General features: G+C 39.0%; 12 protein-coding genes. 3 read left to right on the plus strand and 9 right to left on the minus strand.

Annotation, left to right across the window (positions count from 1 at the left end; genetic code table 11):
- The 7 genes from IIC38_06180 to IIC38_06210 all read right to left on the minus strand — a co-directional run.
- On the minus strand, window positions 1-565 hold a 565-nt coding region (locus IIC38_06180), incomplete at its 3' end, for a hypothetical protein (GenBank protein ID MCH8125533.1).
- Window positions 566-631: 66 nt separating this feature from the next.
- Window positions 632-1,237 carry an energy transducer TonB gene (locus IIC38_06185; GenBank protein MCH8125534.1) on the minus strand — a complete coding sequence of 202 codons (606 nt, stop codon included), beginning with the start codon at window positions 1,235-1,237 and terminating at the stop codon, window positions 632-634.
- 47 nt (window positions 1,238-1,284) lie between these two features.
- Window positions 1,285-1,695, minus strand: a complete 411-nt coding sequence (locus tag IIC38_06190; GenBank protein ID MCH8125535.1) for a biopolymer transporter ExbD — start codon at window positions 1,693-1,695, stop codon at window positions 1,285-1,287.
- 25 nt (window positions 1,696-1,720) lie between these two features.
- Complete coding sequence (locus IIC38_06195) at window positions 1,721-2,131, minus strand: biopolymer transporter ExbD (GenBank protein ID MCH8125536.1); 411 nt, start codon at window positions 2,129-2,131, stop codon at window positions 1,721-1,723.
- Between the two features lie 10 nt (window positions 2,132-2,141).
- Window positions 2,142-2,693 (minus strand): MotA/TolQ/ExbB proton channel family protein, encoded by a 552-nt coding sequence (locus IIC38_06200; GenBank protein MCH8125537.1) that lies wholly within the window; start codon window positions 2,691-2,693, stop codon window positions 2,142-2,144.
- Window positions 2,694-2,817: 124 nt separating this feature from the next.
- Window positions 2,818-4,572, minus strand: a complete 1,755-nt coding sequence (locus tag IIC38_06205) for a TonB-dependent receptor (GenBank protein ID MCH8125538.1) — start codon at window positions 4,570-4,572, stop codon at window positions 2,818-2,820.
- Window position 4,573: 1 nt separating this feature from the next.
- Window positions 4,574-7,606 (minus strand): tetratricopeptide repeat protein, encoded by a 3,033-nt coding sequence (locus IIC38_06210; protein ID MCH8125539.1) that lies wholly within the window; start codon window positions 7,604-7,606, stop codon window positions 4,574-4,576.
- A gap of 210 nt (window positions 7,607-7,816) precedes the next feature.
- Here IIC38_06210 and IIC38_06215 point away from each other — a divergent pair, with 210 nt between their 5' ends.
- Together IIC38_06215 and IIC38_06220 are read left to right on the plus strand one after the other, a co-directional pair.
- Window positions 7,817-9,481 carry an Ig-like domain-containing protein gene (locus IIC38_06215; GenBank protein MCH8125540.1) on the plus strand — a complete coding sequence of 555 codons (1,665 nt, stop codon included), beginning with the start codon at window positions 7,817-7,819 and terminating at the stop codon, window positions 9,479-9,481.
- A 114-nt stretch (window positions 9,482-9,595) separates the two neighbouring features.
- Complete coding sequence (locus IIC38_06220; GenBank protein ID MCH8125541.1) at window positions 9,596-10,399, plus strand: hypothetical protein; 804 nt, start codon at window positions 9,596-9,598, stop codon at window positions 10,397-10,399.
- 66 nt (window positions 10,400-10,465) lie between these two features.
- Here the strand turns inward: IIC38_06220 and IIC38_06225 are convergent, their stop codons facing one another.
- Together IIC38_06225 and IIC38_06230 are read right to left on the minus strand one after the other, a co-directional pair.
- The gene (locus IIC38_06225; GenBank protein ID MCH8125542.1) at window positions 10,466-12,082 is read right to left on the minus strand and encodes a S41 family peptidase; all 1,617 of its coding nucleotides are present in this window, start codon (window positions 12,080-12,082) and stop codon (window positions 10,466-10,468) included.
- A gap of 53 nt (window positions 12,083-12,135) precedes the next feature.
- Window positions 12,136-13,494: a sensor domain-containing diguanylate cyclase gene (locus tag IIC38_06230; protein ID MCH8125543.1), complete on the minus strand. Its 1,359-nt coding sequence runs from the start codon at window positions 13,492-13,494 to the stop codon at window positions 12,136-12,138.
- Between the two features lie 462 nt (window positions 13,495-13,956).
- On the opposite strand from IIC38_06230, the gene IIC38_06235 reads away from it, so the two are divergent.
- The gene (locus IIC38_06235) at window positions 13,957-16,794 is read left to right on the plus strand and encodes a PD40 domain-containing protein (GenBank protein MCH8125544.1); all 2,838 of its coding nucleotides are present in this window, start codon (window positions 13,957-13,959) and stop codon (window positions 16,792-16,794) included.
- Window positions 16,795-16,923: the final 129 nt, after the last annotated feature.

Below are 16,923 nucleotides of genomic sequence, written 5' to 3' on the forward strand. Positions count from 1 at the left end.
GCATGGCGTTTTCGATGGGCTTGACCATCTCCTGATAACGGTCCAGATGATAGAAGAGTTGCGCTTTCAGCATGAACGGTTCGGCTGACGGGTTCGTTTCGAGAATGAACCACTTGTCCAGGGTTATCAGTGCCTCAGAATATTTCTCTTCCATGGTCAACAATTGCGCGACTGTGAAAGTTGTCTGCTTGGCCATCTGCAGTTCGAGGCTTGGGATCCGGAGCAATTTCTCGTAGGTCGAGATCGCTTCCCTGAACTGATCCATGTTGTAGTGAATGAAACCAATGTAGTTCAGTACGTTGGCCTGTTCGTATTCCGTGAGTTTGTCGGGGTTGTAGAGACGGTTGAGTAATTGCAGCGCGCCGCGATCGTTGTCATCTTCCAACATTTCCTGGGCTTTCGTAATACGGTCATAGACTTCCTTGCTGACCGCCTGAGCTTGCCTGGTCTTGGTTTTGTCGTCTTTACTGGCGCGGCCGCTTTGCGCTGACGCATCGCCAAAAGCCAATGTCCCGACAAGCACCACCAGGCACAGCTTTAGTAAGATTCCACGATGAATTTTCATATCAAAAAGTATCCTTCTGGATAATTTCCCGCCAGAGGTATTCGACTATTCTCAGTCTTACTATCGTCAGTCTTCAAGTATGAAGGTGATACGCGTCTTGACGCCGACCACTTCCACCGGAATGCCGTCGACAACACGTGGTTTATACTTGAATTTCAGTACAGCGCGCGTCGCGGCGCGTTCAAACAGGCTGCTGGTTGACTGCAATACAATCGGATCTTTTACAGTTCCCGCCGCGGTTACGGTAAAGGACATGTCGACAAAACCTTCCAACTCTCGTGTCAACGCTCGCGTCGGGTATACCGGCGCCACGCGCACGATTGGCAGATAATCGCCCTCGGCGATATTCATGCCGCCTGGCCCACCGATATTGGTATCAGCGGATACTTGTGGCGGCCTAATATTAATGGTCGGCGCATTGGGGTCGATGTTATCAAAATCCTGCGGCGGCGTTTCCGGCGGGGTCTCGGGCGGCTTCGGCGGTTTCTCCGGCGTGAAATCAGCAGTATTCAGGTTTTCATTACGTTTGACGCGCACGAATTCAAGCTTGTGCCGTTCGCGCGGGTCGGTCAGTGCCTGCTTACCCGATGCAATGAGCAATTGCATGACGAACAGCAAGCTCAGCGTTACAACCATGCCTATCAAGATTGAAAATGCATAGCGGCTTTTCATGGGCTTATTCTCCTTAGCGGTTTCAGCCGCCTCGTCTCCGTTAGTCGCTAGTTGTTGTCGGAAGCAATCGCAACGTTTTTAACGCCGGCGGCTTTTGCAGCTTCCAGGACGATGACCAGCATCTCATGCGTCGAGTCTTTGTCTGCCTGAATAACGATGGACCCTTTCGGGTTTTCGGAATGCAGACGCTCGATGACGCCGCGTACGGCGCGAGGCTCCCGTTCTTTACGGTCAATCCAAATCTCATCAGTACTACTGATCGCGATCAGTATGGAGGCATCTTCCTGAAACTCAGCTGTAACAGTGTCCGGGCGATCGACCTGGATACCCGCCTCCTTGATAAAGGTTGCTGTCACGATAAAGAAAATGAGCATGATGAACACGACATCAAGCATCGGTGTCAGGTTGATCTCCTCACCTTCATCTTCCTGCCCCATCGAACCATGGTGTTTTCGCATTACATTCGTCCTATTGAGGTCCCGCTCAACGTTGATCCGCGATGGATATGTTGTAGACGCCAGCACTCCGGCTAGCGTCCATTATCGTCACGAGCATCTTATTGGTCGATTTCTTATGTGGCATGATCACGACCGACCCCTGCGGGTTCTCAGCATGCAGCCGTTGAATATTGGCACGCACCGCACGTGGGTCGATCAAACGACGATCGATCCAGATCTCGTCGTTGGCGCGAATCTGCACAAGAATATTGGCGTCTTCCGGCTTGGTCTCAGTTACCGGAGCATCAGGGCGATTGACGTCGATTCCTGATTCCTTAATGAAAGATGCCGTTACGATAAAGAAGATCAGCATGATAAATACGACGTCGAGCATCGGCGTGAGGTTGATTTCTTCGCCCTCATCGGCCTGTCCCATCGAAAGATCAGTCTTACGCATGCATTAGTCCTTAGTGATCCATGGTGAGCGAGTCTTCCAGAAACTCCACTTCACGAGCCGCACGGCGGCTTATCAACGTTACCAATAGAACACCGGAAAGTGCTCCTACCATCCCCGCCATGGTCGGCACAGTTGCCTGGGATACGCCGGCGGCCATAGCGCGAACGTTGCCTGAACCTGAAACAGCCATGACCTGAAACACGCTGATCATTCCTGTTACCGTTCCCAAAAATCCGAGCAGGGGAGCGACAGCGGCAACAGTTCCCAGGGCGCTAAGATATTTTTCCAGGTGATAAATTTCCGATCTGGCGGCGTTTTCTAACGCTTCTTTGATCTCCTCATAAGATCTGTCATATTTTTCCAAAACTGCTTTTGTCAAAGAGGCAATTGGTCCTGGAGTTTGTTTGCAAGTCTTTAAGGCATCATCAAGTTTTCCACGCATGAGGAGGTTTTGGATTTGTAAAACAAATGTTCTGGCGTTGAGTTTAATTTTTCTGAGAGTGATAAGCCGTTCGATAAATATTGCCAATGCTGCTAAAGAACAAAGGGAAATGAGAATCATAATCCAACCGCCACGTGCTGCTATTTCAAAAAGAGTCATAAATTGCCTCCAAGTAAGGTGCTGTTATTTAACAAAATTCCAGCTGAATGCCAAATGATCGTTTTTCTGAGTTTCTTTAATGCGCTCAAAAAATGACTTTCAATCCTGAAAATATTTGAATACCATTCTCCGGGTAATTTTGCCAGATTTCGTATTTTTGATCAAGGATATTTGTACTCAATATATAGAGTTCGAATTTATCCTTTTTGTAGTTAATCTTGGCATTCAATCGCAAAAAACTTTTACCGAGTAGCGGTTGTGAAAGGTTAAAAACTCGCGAACTTAAATAGTCCCCGGTAACTGAAGCAATGACATTGGTATATAAACGATATTCAAATTCGATCGGGAATTTAACGTCTTCCAGGTATGGAATTTTTCTCTCGGCAGGAACCACCGGTAATGTATTACCAAAATCATCAATACTTGAGCCTGAAATCAAGATAGTGGATCGAAATCTGTACGGGGCAAGATTCCCATAACTAAACTCAAGCTTAAAAAATGACAGATGAGCTTTTGGAAAAGTCCGAATTCGAAAAAGTGTAAACAGGTCGTTATTGTCAGGTACCATCCAGACTTGCAGATTTTCAATGTCCTGGTAGTTGTAGGATAAAGAAAGTGAAGATAGCGGATTCATTTGCCATTGCAAACCAACCCCGGCTGATGATTTGATGTCTTCGATAGGAGAATCAGTAAGTTGCAGATCCGAAGCCGGATTAATCTCCAGCAATTGTTGGCGAGTGGTTAAGCGCCAAAACGACTTATAGAATCCTGAAAATTTTACTTTTGAACTGGCATTCCAGCTAAATTCAAAAACAGGATTAAAACGATTGTCTGAAATACCCAAGCTATCTAAATCATAAAACTGGTAATCCAGACCTGCTCTTATGAAACCGTTTTGGTTGATTTGCCTGGCAACATTTAGGTTAAGGTTGGAAATTGAATTTATATAGCCTAAATTTGGAATGCCGATGATTCGATTTATATTTGCTTCAATTTTGTTGGTATAAGTTTTAGCCTGAAAACTTATTTCCATATTCTTCCAAATCCGGATCAGTTTTGCGGAGAGCTCGCGATTTTTTTCCCGGTTATTGATTCGAGAAAGAGAATCTGGAAGCTGATCGATATCACTTTCAATCGGAGATTTTACTTGTGACAACCGTAATTCATATTGTGTGGACTCATTAATGGCACCATTGTAGCCAACTCTAAATTGTGATTGATTCCATTCCCTTTTATGATCCACGGAACTAGCCCATAAACCATAATCAAAAGAGTGAAAACTACCTCCCGCATAGATCTTATTGCGAAAATCGAATTCGTAGGCGGCTGAAAAAGTGATCATCCAGTTTTCGAATTGACTGTTCTGATATTGACCGTCGCTTTTTTCGAACATTCCTTCAATGTTGAAACTGGTTTTTTTGAACTGCTGCCAATGATTTGCAGAAAGGTATGGGGAGTTGTAGGTTCCATAGCGAAGTTCAACCTGGGTGCTACGATTTAAATTAGTAATAACCTGGTCTGGAATTTGGTCTTCATCGATTGAGTTTGGTTCGCTTTTTTGTTCACGATTAATGTCAAGATTTAGAGGTAAGATTGCATTCGATTCCAGTTCAGTCCTTTTAGTAGATGGCACCCGAATGCTTCTATCTTTGCCGAAAATTAAAACCTCGGGTATTTCCAATCGATTCTGGTGTTGTTTTGTAGAATCAATTTCGGTTGATCTTGGCGGCTTAATGGGTTTAGGCTTGGGGATCTTCTTTTCTTGAAAAGCAAAACCATATTCAATGAAAAATAAACCAAACACCACAAGAAGAGGAAAAACTTTCGTTTTATTCAGCATATTATTTATTTCCCGTAATTAATTCAATATGATCTCGAGCAAGAATAGCAAATTGTGTATCAGGAAAGTTTTGCAGGAGTGATCTGAATAATTTGATGGCTTCTGTTTTTTGATTCGCTTTCTCGTAGGATAGTCCAGCCCCATACACGCTTTGAACAACCCAATATGGATATTGTTGGAATAAATATTTCACCTTAAGGTAATTTAAACCGGCTTCCTGGAAATTCTCCCGGTTGTAAGCCAACTCACCTTTGAGGAATTGAGCTTCTGCGGCCAATTCATCATTGCGATTGTTTAATACTTCATCCACGTAAGTAATGCCATCTATGTAGCTGTTTCGAGCCATGGCAACTCTGGCCAGCCCCAATTTTGCAAAGTCAGAATATTGCTCGGCCGGACTTTTAGATAGCATGGACCGATAGTGGTTCTCAGCCTGGAGTACTTGGTCTAAATTCAGAAGATTTTGACCAATTCTATAATCTGCATTTGGAGCAAAATTGGAATCCGGAAATTTTGAAAGAAGTTGATTACAGTAGTTAATACTTTGCCTGAAATTCTGGCCCTCAAAAGTTATTTTAGCCAACTCGTTCAAAGCAATTGCGCTGGAAGAGGACAAAGGATATTCGCTAACCTGGCGTAGAAGAGCGCCCTCAACTTCTTGCTTATTACTAGATTTGCGATAAATCTCCGCTATCCAGTACCAGGAATTTGACGCTTGTTCTGAATCCGGATAATCCCGCATTATTTTTCTATAGGTGTCTATTGACTCTGTGAACTGGTTTAAATTAACAAACAATTCAGCCTTCCTCTTTAAGAATTCAGGCGCGGACCCGGTTTCTTTAAGGAGGTTCATATAATGATCCACTACTTTGACAGCTTCTTTCGAATCGCCTTTTTGGATCATAGACCATTGGATACCACTGATTGCATCCGGAAGTAAAGGACTTTTGGGATGTTTTTGCAGAAGAGCTTCATAAGACTGAATGGCCAATTCATAATTGCCGGCATTATAGTAGCAATCACCGATAGTATATAAAGCGTCATCGACAAATTCGCTTTCGGGGTACAGGTTTGATAATTTCCGAAATGCCAGCACGGCACGGTCGTAATCACCAAGCTGAAAATAACTTCTACCTATCATCATCTGGGATTGTGGGGCACGGTCAGAATCCGGGTAATTAAGTATTAATTGGTTGAACTCGGTGATAGCCCGTGAGATTTTGCCTTGCTTGAAATAAGATTGTCCAATTTGGAGTTGAGCCTGTGCTTGATCGGTTACAGGAAGATATTCTAACGAAGAACGGTAAGAAGTAATAGCTTTTTCGTAGGCTTTCGAATTGAATAAAGCATCTCCTTTGCGAAAATTCAATTCCGCAAGCAGCCCTTTATCTTTGGATATTGTTATGCCTAGATCGAACTGTGCAACAGATTCTCTAAAATCTTGTTCCTTCAATGAGATCCATCCCAGGCTGTAATAGGCGTCATCCACTAAATCCGATTTTGGAAAAGATTGAATAAGCCTTTGATATTCCCTCTGCGCTTCCTGAAGTTTATGCAATTTTAGTTTGGATTCAGCCAGCCAAAATATGCCTTGATCGATAAACCGATTCTTAGAATTATTGAGTACGAATCGTTGCAAAATTTCTTCTGCTTCGGTGAATTCGTTCATATGAAATCGGCACCAACCAAGACGAAACGTAGCCTCCACCGCAATTGGGTTAAGCGGATGTTGCTCTATGATTTGCTGATAAATACGTGCTGCTGTTTCAGTTTGATTCTGCGCAACTGCAATTTCACCAAGCATGAACAGGGAGTTCGCTCGCATTTTGGAGTTTTGATCCAAACTACTCAAAGCTTCAAAGATCCTTTGGGCTTCCGGGTAGTTTTTCTCATCAAACTCAAGAATTCCCATTTCATATTTTGCTTGTGTTGCGGTTGAATCCATTGGAAACTTAGTAACCAGGGTTGTAAATGTTTCTTTTGCTTTTGACCTATCTGATATCTTTAAAAATGATCTGGCAATTTGTAAATAACTTTTACTGGCGAGTTCATTTTCGGAGTAATTTGTAACCAAAAATTCAAAAGCGGCAATGGCTCTTAGCCAATTTTCTTGTTTAAAATAAGTCCAGCCCAAACCATAGTAGCTTCGTTCTACCCAGGCGCCATCTTTAAAATCGCGGGCCACTTTTTGGTACGATGTTACAGATTCATCGAGATGAGATAAGTGATATTGTGATTCCGCAATAAAAAATTGAGCTTCAGAAGCCCGGTTGTTTTTAGGATATTTTCCCAAAGCTTGGTTCAAATAGTTTCCGGATTGGATAAACAAATTGGTTTTAAATGCAGAGAATCCCATATGAAATGAAATTTCTTCGGCCAGTTCACTTTCGGGAAAGTCATCCAATAATTTTTGGTAAACTTGAAAAGCTTTTTCTATTTCATCGTTCTGTTCGTAGAGCCAACCTATTGAGTAAAAAGCGAAATCCATATATAAGCTGTTAGGGTGGTACTGTATTAGGTTCGAAAAGGATTTTAACGCATCTTGCTTATTATTAAGTTTCAGGTAGCTTTCTCCCTGCCAGTAATAGGCTTGATCCATAAATTCCGAACTCGGAAATTGATTGGTGAAATTGTCGAATGTTTCCAAAGCCTCATTGAATTTATCGCTGCGAAATTGAGCTTCCCCCAATCGAAATAAAGCCCTTTCTTTAAATACTTTAATTGGCGCCCTGAACATAAATTGATTAAAAACTGTAATCGAATTTTTATAATCACCAATTTGGAAGAGTGATTCACCCAACATATAGGTGACTTCAGATCGATGGATGGATGAAGGATATTTGCGAAGATAACGTTCAAATTGTTCCTTTGCTACAGGATAAAGGCCGTCGTCAAATAAAGCTTTTGCAAATGAAAATTCTTTTTCAATTTGCTTCGATTGTGAAGTTTGAATAGTTTGGGAAAACCCTGGTGTAGGATTGAAAATGAATAAATAAATTAAAACTAGAATCGAATATTTTAACATCTTACCCATGGGGTACCTTTTCTGGAATATTCTTCGATCACTTAATGTATGGCAACGAGTTGCATTAGATCTAAAACATCATATTATTGGGACGTAGATTCAAGGTAATGAGTTTAAATTAATTTTGCTAAGGTTATCGAATTTAATTAACGCCATAATTCTTTGCAAGTTTCAGATATGGTTGAAATTAAAATTGTAAAGAACTAATGTAAATTTCTAATGAAACGATTGCTAAAAATATTTGTGATAATTTGCGTTTGTCAATCGAATAATTGTGCTAACCAGGGAATGCCTCCGGGTGGTCCGGAGGATAAAACTCCACCGGAGATCATTCATACGATTCCGGATATAAATTCCACAAATGTGCCCAGAACGACGGAGGTCGAATTTGAATTCTCTGAAAACATTCAAGATAATTCACTCAAAAGTCTAATTTTTATTTCCCCTAATCCCGGGAAAGGTTTTACGATAAAGGCTAAAGGGAACAAAATCAATCTAGAATTTACAGATTCACTGATTGCAAATGTGACTTATTCCATTACTCTGGGTACCGGTATTAAAGATTTGCGGGGAAACAAATTAAAGGAATCTTACACACTTGGATTTGCGACCGGGGATCGGTTGGACGAAAAGCAAATCTCAGGCCAGGTGTTTGCCGACAAACCAACTGAAGTGACGGTTTGGGCTTATTTTTATTCGGATGGAGAAGCGGTTAATCCGGGAAAGGACCAGCCAATTTATGTAACACAATGTGATAATGAAGGAAAATTTAAGTTGTCTAATCTTGCATCAAGGCATTACAGGCTTTTTGCAGTTCGTGATCAAGATAAAAATTTATTATATAATTTAGGTCGAGAACAAATTGGTGTAACTTCATCCGATGTGGATTTAACAGGTAAAGAAACTCATATTCAAAATAGATTATTTCGAATGATGGAGGAAGACTCCAGTCATTTAAAAATTCTAAGTTTGGATCAATTGGATCGAAGAAAAATCCGAGTTCGGTTTTCAAAACCGATATTGCTCGAGCCGGAAATCTCCAATTCCATAATACTATATAATCATCTTGGCGATAGTATTGTGGTTATGAATGCTTACCCGAGTTCAGACACAAAAGATATTTGGTCGATAACCACACCACCAAGAGACACTGTGAACTTTCAGTTAGGTTTTAAGAACTTGCGGGATTTGTATGGAAGATCGATTCAAGATACTGTGAACACCAATTTTAATTCCGTATCCAATCCGGATACAACGAAACCGATTTTGTTATCAGTCACTCCGCCGGACAGCAGTCAGTTGGTCTTTCCAAATCAACCTTTTATTTTTACTTTTTCCGAAACTATGGCTGCAATAAACGATACGTTATTTACCGTTTCTGAGGATTCTCTGAATCCTTTTACAACAAATTGGAAGTATCCCCATCAATTGGAAATATTACCGGAAATTTCATGGGAAGGCAATAAATGGATTCAATTCCAGCTGAATGAAATAAAATTTAGAGATTCCGCTGGAAATGTGTTGGAAATAGAGAAGACCCATTACTCATGGAAAATATTAAACCCTGATACATTGAGTTCCATTTCGGGCAGCATTAGTGATCAGGATAGTCTTGGCCAGAGTCGTTTTTATCTTCAGTTGGAAAAAGTAGGCGCCGGAAGAGATGAGAAATCTGTTGTTCATATTGACTCGACGTTTTATTTATTTAATGATATATTACCCGGAAAATATATTTTGAGTGGATATCGCGATGCAGATAAAAATGGGATTTATTCATTGGGTTCAACTTTTCCGTTTGTTCTATCGGAGAGATTTTTTGTAGCACAAGATACAATATTGGTCAGGGCTAAATGGCCTAACGAAGGGAATAATTACACTTTTTAACCTTAGACATTTTCAAATTTATATTAAATTTTAAGCACTCTTATATTCTAGAATGGATTTATCCAATAAATAATCCGATTAAATAGTATAAATACGAAACTATCGAGGTATTATATGTTATTTAGTTCAACTTCAAGCCTGAAATTTAACGATCGCAACTTGATTCCAGCAATTATACAGGATCATGAGAATGGCAAGGTACTCATGCATGTATACATGAACAGAGATGCGGTCAAACGTTCAAGGAAATCCGGCGAGCTATGGATTTATCATAGAAAAAAGAAGAAAACATGGAAAAAAGGCAATGATTCCGGCCGGACTTTCAAGGTGGTCGATATGTTCCTTCATCATGATCGCAACATATTGTTGGTCTCCGGAGTACCAAATGGTCCGGCTTGCCACACAGGCAGCGAAACTTGTTTTTATCATTCATATAAGAATGATCCGAGTGGCTTACCGGATGATTCTATTTCGAATGATGGTGAAATAGACAATATTAAGAAAATATTTCGGGAAGATAACCTGGTATCTGAGGTAGAAATTGTGGGGGCATCCGAGAGTATTGTCGATCAATCTGAAAAACTAACTATTGAAGACTTCAAAAAAAACAAGCCGTCCGAAGCCGAATATGAAAAAAAGGATGACGAACTGACGGTAAAGAAATTGTATCAAAGCATTCCAAAGGATAGTGATTCCGGCAAGGAAACAAACTCCGGTGGATCTATTTCAGAGGAGATTGCCCAGAAGATTGGTCAAGATTCTATGCAATTAGCAATATGTACAGCACATGGTGATAAAGATGCGATTGTTCAAAAAAGTGCAGAAATTGTCTACCAGATCATTAAACTAAATGCAATAAACCAGGTAAACCTAATTTCCTTTGAAGATAACTTAAAAGCTGTTTTTGATGAAGATTAAACGACTGGAAGCTAGGATTGAAAATAAAAAAGCGCTTTTTAAAGCGCTTTTTTTGTGACCAATTTTTTAATTTTTGTTGTTGAGGGACGACATAGACAGTAATTGACTAGCATCCTTAAAATGTTTTGAAGCTTCCTGCAAGACAGTATCTCTAATAAGATTAACATAAAATTGACCTTCTTCGCCCCATAAACGATAGGCAATTTCTCTTTTCAACAAGAATTGAAAATCCATGGTATTGTCTTCAAAATTGCTTAACTCCGTACCGTATCCTTTATCGATCACAAATTCACCAAACGTTTTAATCGATTCTTCAGAAATCTCAAATTCGTTGGCAAATTGTCTGGCAGTCATAGCTTTAATTTTCGGATATTGTGAAAGGATCTGTTCGCTGAAAGTATAAATATACCTTTCGGAATTCCAGGCGACTTTTATCACAAAATCAGATGTTGAATTTTCTTTATTCTCAAGCCATTGATCAGGGGTGATCCCTCCACCGCCTCGAACCTCTCTCCCGGAAAATGTTTTAAATTTCGGTAAACTAGCATAGTTAATTTCTCTTAAGCTATCATTGTAGACTTCGCGGTAGTAGTCTTCAATGGACTTATCATTATAATCTCTCTGGATTAATCGACCGCTTGGAGTGTAATAACGAGCAGTGGTAATTAAAAGAACAGAGCCATCCTGAAACGGATACTGTGTCTGCACCAGTCCTTTGCCAAAACTTGTAGTTCCCATTATCAGTCCACGATCCCAATCCTGAATCGCCCCGGCAACAATTTCAGACGCAGATGCACTTCCCTGGTCAATAAGAACGATTAGAGGAATCATTCGATGCTTGGTATTCGAACTCGAATGATATTCCCTGTGAGATTGAGGGGTTTTCCCTTGTGTATAGACGATCATTTTCTTACTTGGGAGAAATTTTTCGGAAACTTCTACTGCCATTTGCAGATAGCCGCCGCTGTTCCCTCGTAGATCCAGAACAAGTTTTTGTAAATTCTCTGATTCGAGTTTGTCGAGGGCTTCTTCTAGTTCTTCCGAGGTAGTCGCAGAAAAACGGCTGATACGAATATATCCAATTCCATCTTCAAGAAAGAGAGAATTTGGTACACTATCCACATGTATCGATTCACGAACGATTGTAAATTCTTTTGGTTTATCCCAACTTTTACGTTCGATAGTGACATTAACGGTGGTACCGGATTTCCCCATTAATAATTTCGGCACAGCGTCTTGCTTTATTCCTACTGCTGATTGAGAATTAATTTTGATGATACGATCCCCTGGCCGAAATCCTAAGCGATAAGAGGGTCCTCCTTCAATGATAGACATAATCGTAATTTTGTCATTTATGATATCGAATCGAATTCCGATTCCTGAGTAGCCTTCATATTGTTGGCTCCATTTTTTTACCTGGTCAGAAGTCATATAATTTGTGTGAGGATCCAAATCCTTTAACATTCCGCTTATTGCATTATTGATAAGATTATCAATATCAACGTCGTCAACATAAACTCTTTGGATGGTTTGCATGACAGCATTAAAAACTTTCATCTTTACATAGATATTGTCAACGATAGGAGCTAGCCAATTGCTGTAGACAAAACTTATTGAAATCGTCGAGATGAAAATTACCGAGAGAACTGGGATGGTTATTTTTTTACGTATTCTACTGATCATTTTTACTCCTTAAAGATTTTCATAATGTATTACATTTACATCGGTTGAACTTATTAGTTCCGCATTACTTCCGCAACTTTTTCAGGATTTAATATTTTTTTAGAGTTATTTGAGTATAAGGTGAATTGATTTCTTCCTTGGTTCTTAGCCTTGTATAATGCTTTATCTGCACGAACAATTAGTTCTTTGATCATATTTGCATCCCTGGGATAGGTTGCTGCACCAATACTGATCGTCAATTTTCCTTTAGGTTGGACTTCCTCTTTGTAGAAGGGGAAATCTTGTATTCTTTTCATCAACCTTTTACAAAAGGCTTCGGCGCCATTTTGATCTTCTTCAGGTAAAATTATACAAAATTCTTCACCGCCATAACGAGCTGCAACATCAGTATCACGTATGCAAGATTTAAGTATTTTTGCTATTTGCTTAAGAATTTTATCTCCGGCCGGATGACCCAAGGTGTCGTTATAATTTTTAAAATGATCAACATCCATTATAACCAGGGAAACGGGTCTATTGGTTCTTTGTGATCGAAATACTTCATCTCGCAATCGAATTCTAAAATAACGATAGTTATGTAATGTTGTTAAATCGTCAGTTATTGAACTTTCTTTTACTTTTTCGTAAAGTCGCGAATTGGCGATAGCAACAGATACGATGTTAGTAATAAGTGTAACCATTTCTATATCGGTTTGGTTATAGGGCTTACCGTTGATTTTCATACCGAGAATTAAAAGCCCAATCAATTTACGAGAATGGAACAAAGGTGTAATTACTTCGGCATCAACAGATCTGAATTTGTTAATTTCTTTTAATGATGTTAACTCATCGGCGATAATGACCGGGCATCGTTTCTGAAACAGCTCTTTAACTAACGTATCTTTTGTGTCGAATATTAAATCTTCAAGTTCCGATTCGTGAACTCCTTTGGCTTTTACGAGTTCAAGTTTTGTTGAGCTTTTATCTTTATGCAAATATAGAATTGTGTTCTTAATACGGAGTTGTCCAATTAGTGTATTCAGGTAAGAGTTAACTAAATTATCCATATCCAAAATGGATGTTAAATCCAGGCTAATCTGAAAGAGGTTATGAAAATCGTAAATTCGACGTTTTAACTCCCTATTAACAACCCGAAGTTCACTTGCAGTGGAATCAATTTCTTGTCGATATTTTTTAGTACGCGCTGAAACACCTGTTGCCGTAAGCTCATCCGTTAAAAGAAGGAGCCTCGCACTAATTACTCGACTCGCAGTAATTGAACAAGCAAGTAGTACAATTGCGGTGATTAATATTTTAGCATAAAGTGAAATGTCGATTTTGAGAGAAATAAATATTCCAGCGAAAACAGAAACCAAAACAAGAATTAGAATAATGTAAACTGTTTTGTAATCGATAAATTTTGCATTTTCCACGCTATGGATTCCTTGAACCATTAAACGCTTTGCTGGATAAATAACACAAACATAGAACTTACTTATATTAGTAAAAAATATATACTTACAGTATCAAAAAAGTCAAGAAACGTAAATTTCTGTTAAACTACTATAATTTTTAGTCCAAAACCATAAATAAGAAATAATTCACGAATTGATAAGGTTGTTAAAATATATCTTAAAGAATTACTTTTAAGTTAGTGACACAATATGATTATTAGACAATTGGCTTGACAACCCAATTAATTGTAATAAATTGAAACAATGCCAATACTTACAAATCGGTTCATTGCTATGAATTGTATACCTATAAATTTTAATCAGTTAAAGTTTTTTTTCTTTTCTGTTTTAATTCTAATTTCATTCTTTCCTCACTCCTCAAAGGCCCAATATTTCTTTGGGAGAAATAAAGTCAATTATAATCAATTTGATTGGCGTGTTATGCAAACCGAGCATTTCGATATTTACTTCTATCCTGAAATGCAAGAACTTGCTGCACTTGGAGCAGATTATGCTGAAGAAGCGTATAAAATACTCCAGGCCAAATTTGACCATGCGATAAATGTAAAAATACCCCTGATTTTCTACAGTTCTCATTTTCATTTTCAAGAAACCAATGTAATACCTAATCTAATCCCTGAGGGAGTAGGCGGTTTTTTTGAATTCATAAAAGGCCGGGTTGTTATTCCGGCAAATGGTTCATTGTATGGATTTCGCCATGTAATTCATCACGAACTTGTTCATGTTTTTTCACGAAGTAAAATAAAACGTATACTGAAAGATAATCGAAAGCTGGATTGGACAGGCTTGCCACTTTGGTTTACCGAAGGTCTTGCCGAATATTGGTCGATTGGCTGGGATTCTCAAACTGAAATGTTTATTCGCGATGCAATCATAAATAATTACTTCTTTCCATTGCAAAATCTCTACCAGATCAGAGGTAGTTTTCTTATGTACAAAGAGGGTCAAGCTTTTTTTCGATTTATATCTGAGAGATATGGCGAAAATAAAATTATCCAATTATTCGAGAATTATTGGAAAATAAACAGATTTAGTAAAGTTGTAGAAGCAACTCTTGGCGTTGATTTCAAGCAATTAGATGAAGAATGGGTTTATTCGTTAAAGAAAAAATATTATCCGATTTTAGCAGAAAACGATCTCCCAGGTAAAGTTACAAAGGAAATTACAAAGAATGGGATAAATACAAAGCCTGCGTTTTTTCGACTAAATTCAAAACCTTACGTTGCCTTTTATGCAAATCGCTCAGGATATTCCAATGTTTATCAAAAGGCATTGGAAGGAGAAAATCCAAAAGATTTTGAAGCACAAGTATTAGTTGAGGGAGAAAGAACTTCCGAATTCGAATCTTTCCATCTCCTGGGAAGCAAATTGGATGTATCAAACGATGGGAAACTGGCATTTATAGCCAAAAGTGGGGAGGCAGATGCTATTTATATTTACGATTTGGAAGCAAAGGAAATTTTAGATAAGCTTCAGTTTGATAATTTAATTTATCTTTCTTCACCAGCCTTTTCTCCCGAAGGAGATCGTATAGTATTTTCAGCAATAGATTTTTCGGGTAAGAATGATTTATATACCACGACTCTAAGCGATAAAAGTCTAAACAGGCTCACAAATGACTTTTATGACGATAAAGATCCAAGTTGGGATCCTTCAAACGGCTCCATCGTGTTTAGTTCGGATCGGACCGATTATGGGATGCAAGGCGCCTATAATATTTTTAAAATGGATTTATCAACCTACTTGATTGAGCATATCACCTATGGCAATTATCAGGATTCATCTCCGGTCTGGTCACCTGATAGTAAATATCTTGCCTTCACTTCAAACAGGGATGATGCATTTAACATATGGTTAATTAAACCTGGAATCAGGTACAAAAGAATGCCCACTCAAATTGCCGGAATTGATAATCCTGATTTTTCCAGTAGTATAGAACTTACCGAAACCGAGAGATATTTTACTACACTTAAAAACGGGCCTGTAGCTACTAATATTGTCGAACCTGTGCAGTTGAAAAAGGTAACTCATTTTGTGACAGGTGCTTTTGATCCGGAGTGGACAGATGAAGGCAATTTGATTTTTACAGCATTCGAGAAACATAGTTTTCAATTAAGACAACTAGATAATTTAAAAGAGCTTTTTGATCGCGAAAGTGAAGCTGAACTGGACCTGATTGTTCATAAAGGAAATTTTTGGTTAAAAGATCACCGAAACAAAAAAATTGCCAAGGGTAATCTAAAATACAAAAAAAGATTTACATTGGATGTTGCACAAAGTTTTGTCGTCCAGGATCCTACATTTGGCAATTATGGCGGCGCCCAGCTTTCTATGAGTGATATTTTGGGGAATCATCAATATCACTTTTTGGTTTATAACGATGCCAGACAACGAAGTGAATTTATAAAGAGTTTCAATGTTGCGGTCACAAAGATAGATTTATCACGAAGGCTTAACCTGTCTTACGGAGTTTATCATTTAGCCGGAAACTTTTTCAATCCTGAAGATCAATTTTTCTATGAAAGAAGATATGGCGGATTTTTTAAGGTGAGTTACCCAATCTCTGTGTTCAATCGCATTGAGACTTCCTTGAATGTGAGAGAATCCGAAAAAGAACGGTTTGGATTAGGTCAAATCAGAAAAGCCTTATTGGTCTCAAATTTTATTTCTTATGTAAAGGACAATACTTTATGGGGGAGAACTGGTCCTGTGGATGGCTCTAGGTTCAATTTAACTATAGGCAGTACGATAGATGTCCAGCGCTCTAACGTGAATTTCTATACAGCTATTGCGGACTATCGAAAGTATTTTAGACTCGGCCAGCGAGTTACGCTTGCTTCCCGAACTTTGGGTAGCTTTAATGTTGGTAAAGAGGCTCTCAAGTTTTTTATGGGTGGAAGTTGGGATATGCGTGGATACCAACGTTGGAGCATTTGGGGTGAAAACCTTGTCTTATTTAGCCAGGAGTTACGCTTTCCACTATTGGATGCACTGGCAATTAGATTCCCTTTTGGTGGTATTGGTTTTAACACAATTCGCGGAGCCTTGTTTCTGGATAACGGTAATGCATGGAATGGATCTTTCGATAGGTTACTCGGGAGTTATGGAATTGGCGCACGTATGAATTTTATTGGATTTTTGGTGTTTCGTCTTGACTATGGTAAAAAATTCTACACCGAATTTAATGGATTTTTTCCTCAGAAAATTGTTCGGGAACCAGGCACTTTTACTCAATTCTTCTTTGGATTCGATTTCTAATGCCTTCTTTGAATCTCTGTTTTAAATTTGTTTTGTTCTTATGCGTTTCAATTTTTATATCATGCCAGGGATACCTTGTACCTCCATCAGTAGATTATCGTAATCTTGCAAAAACAGCTCAAGAAAAGC

It is taken from the genome of candidate division KSB1 bacterium, from assembly GCA_022566355.1.
GTDB lineage: Bacteria > Zhuqueibacterota > JdFR-76 > JdFR-76 > DREG01 > JADFJB01.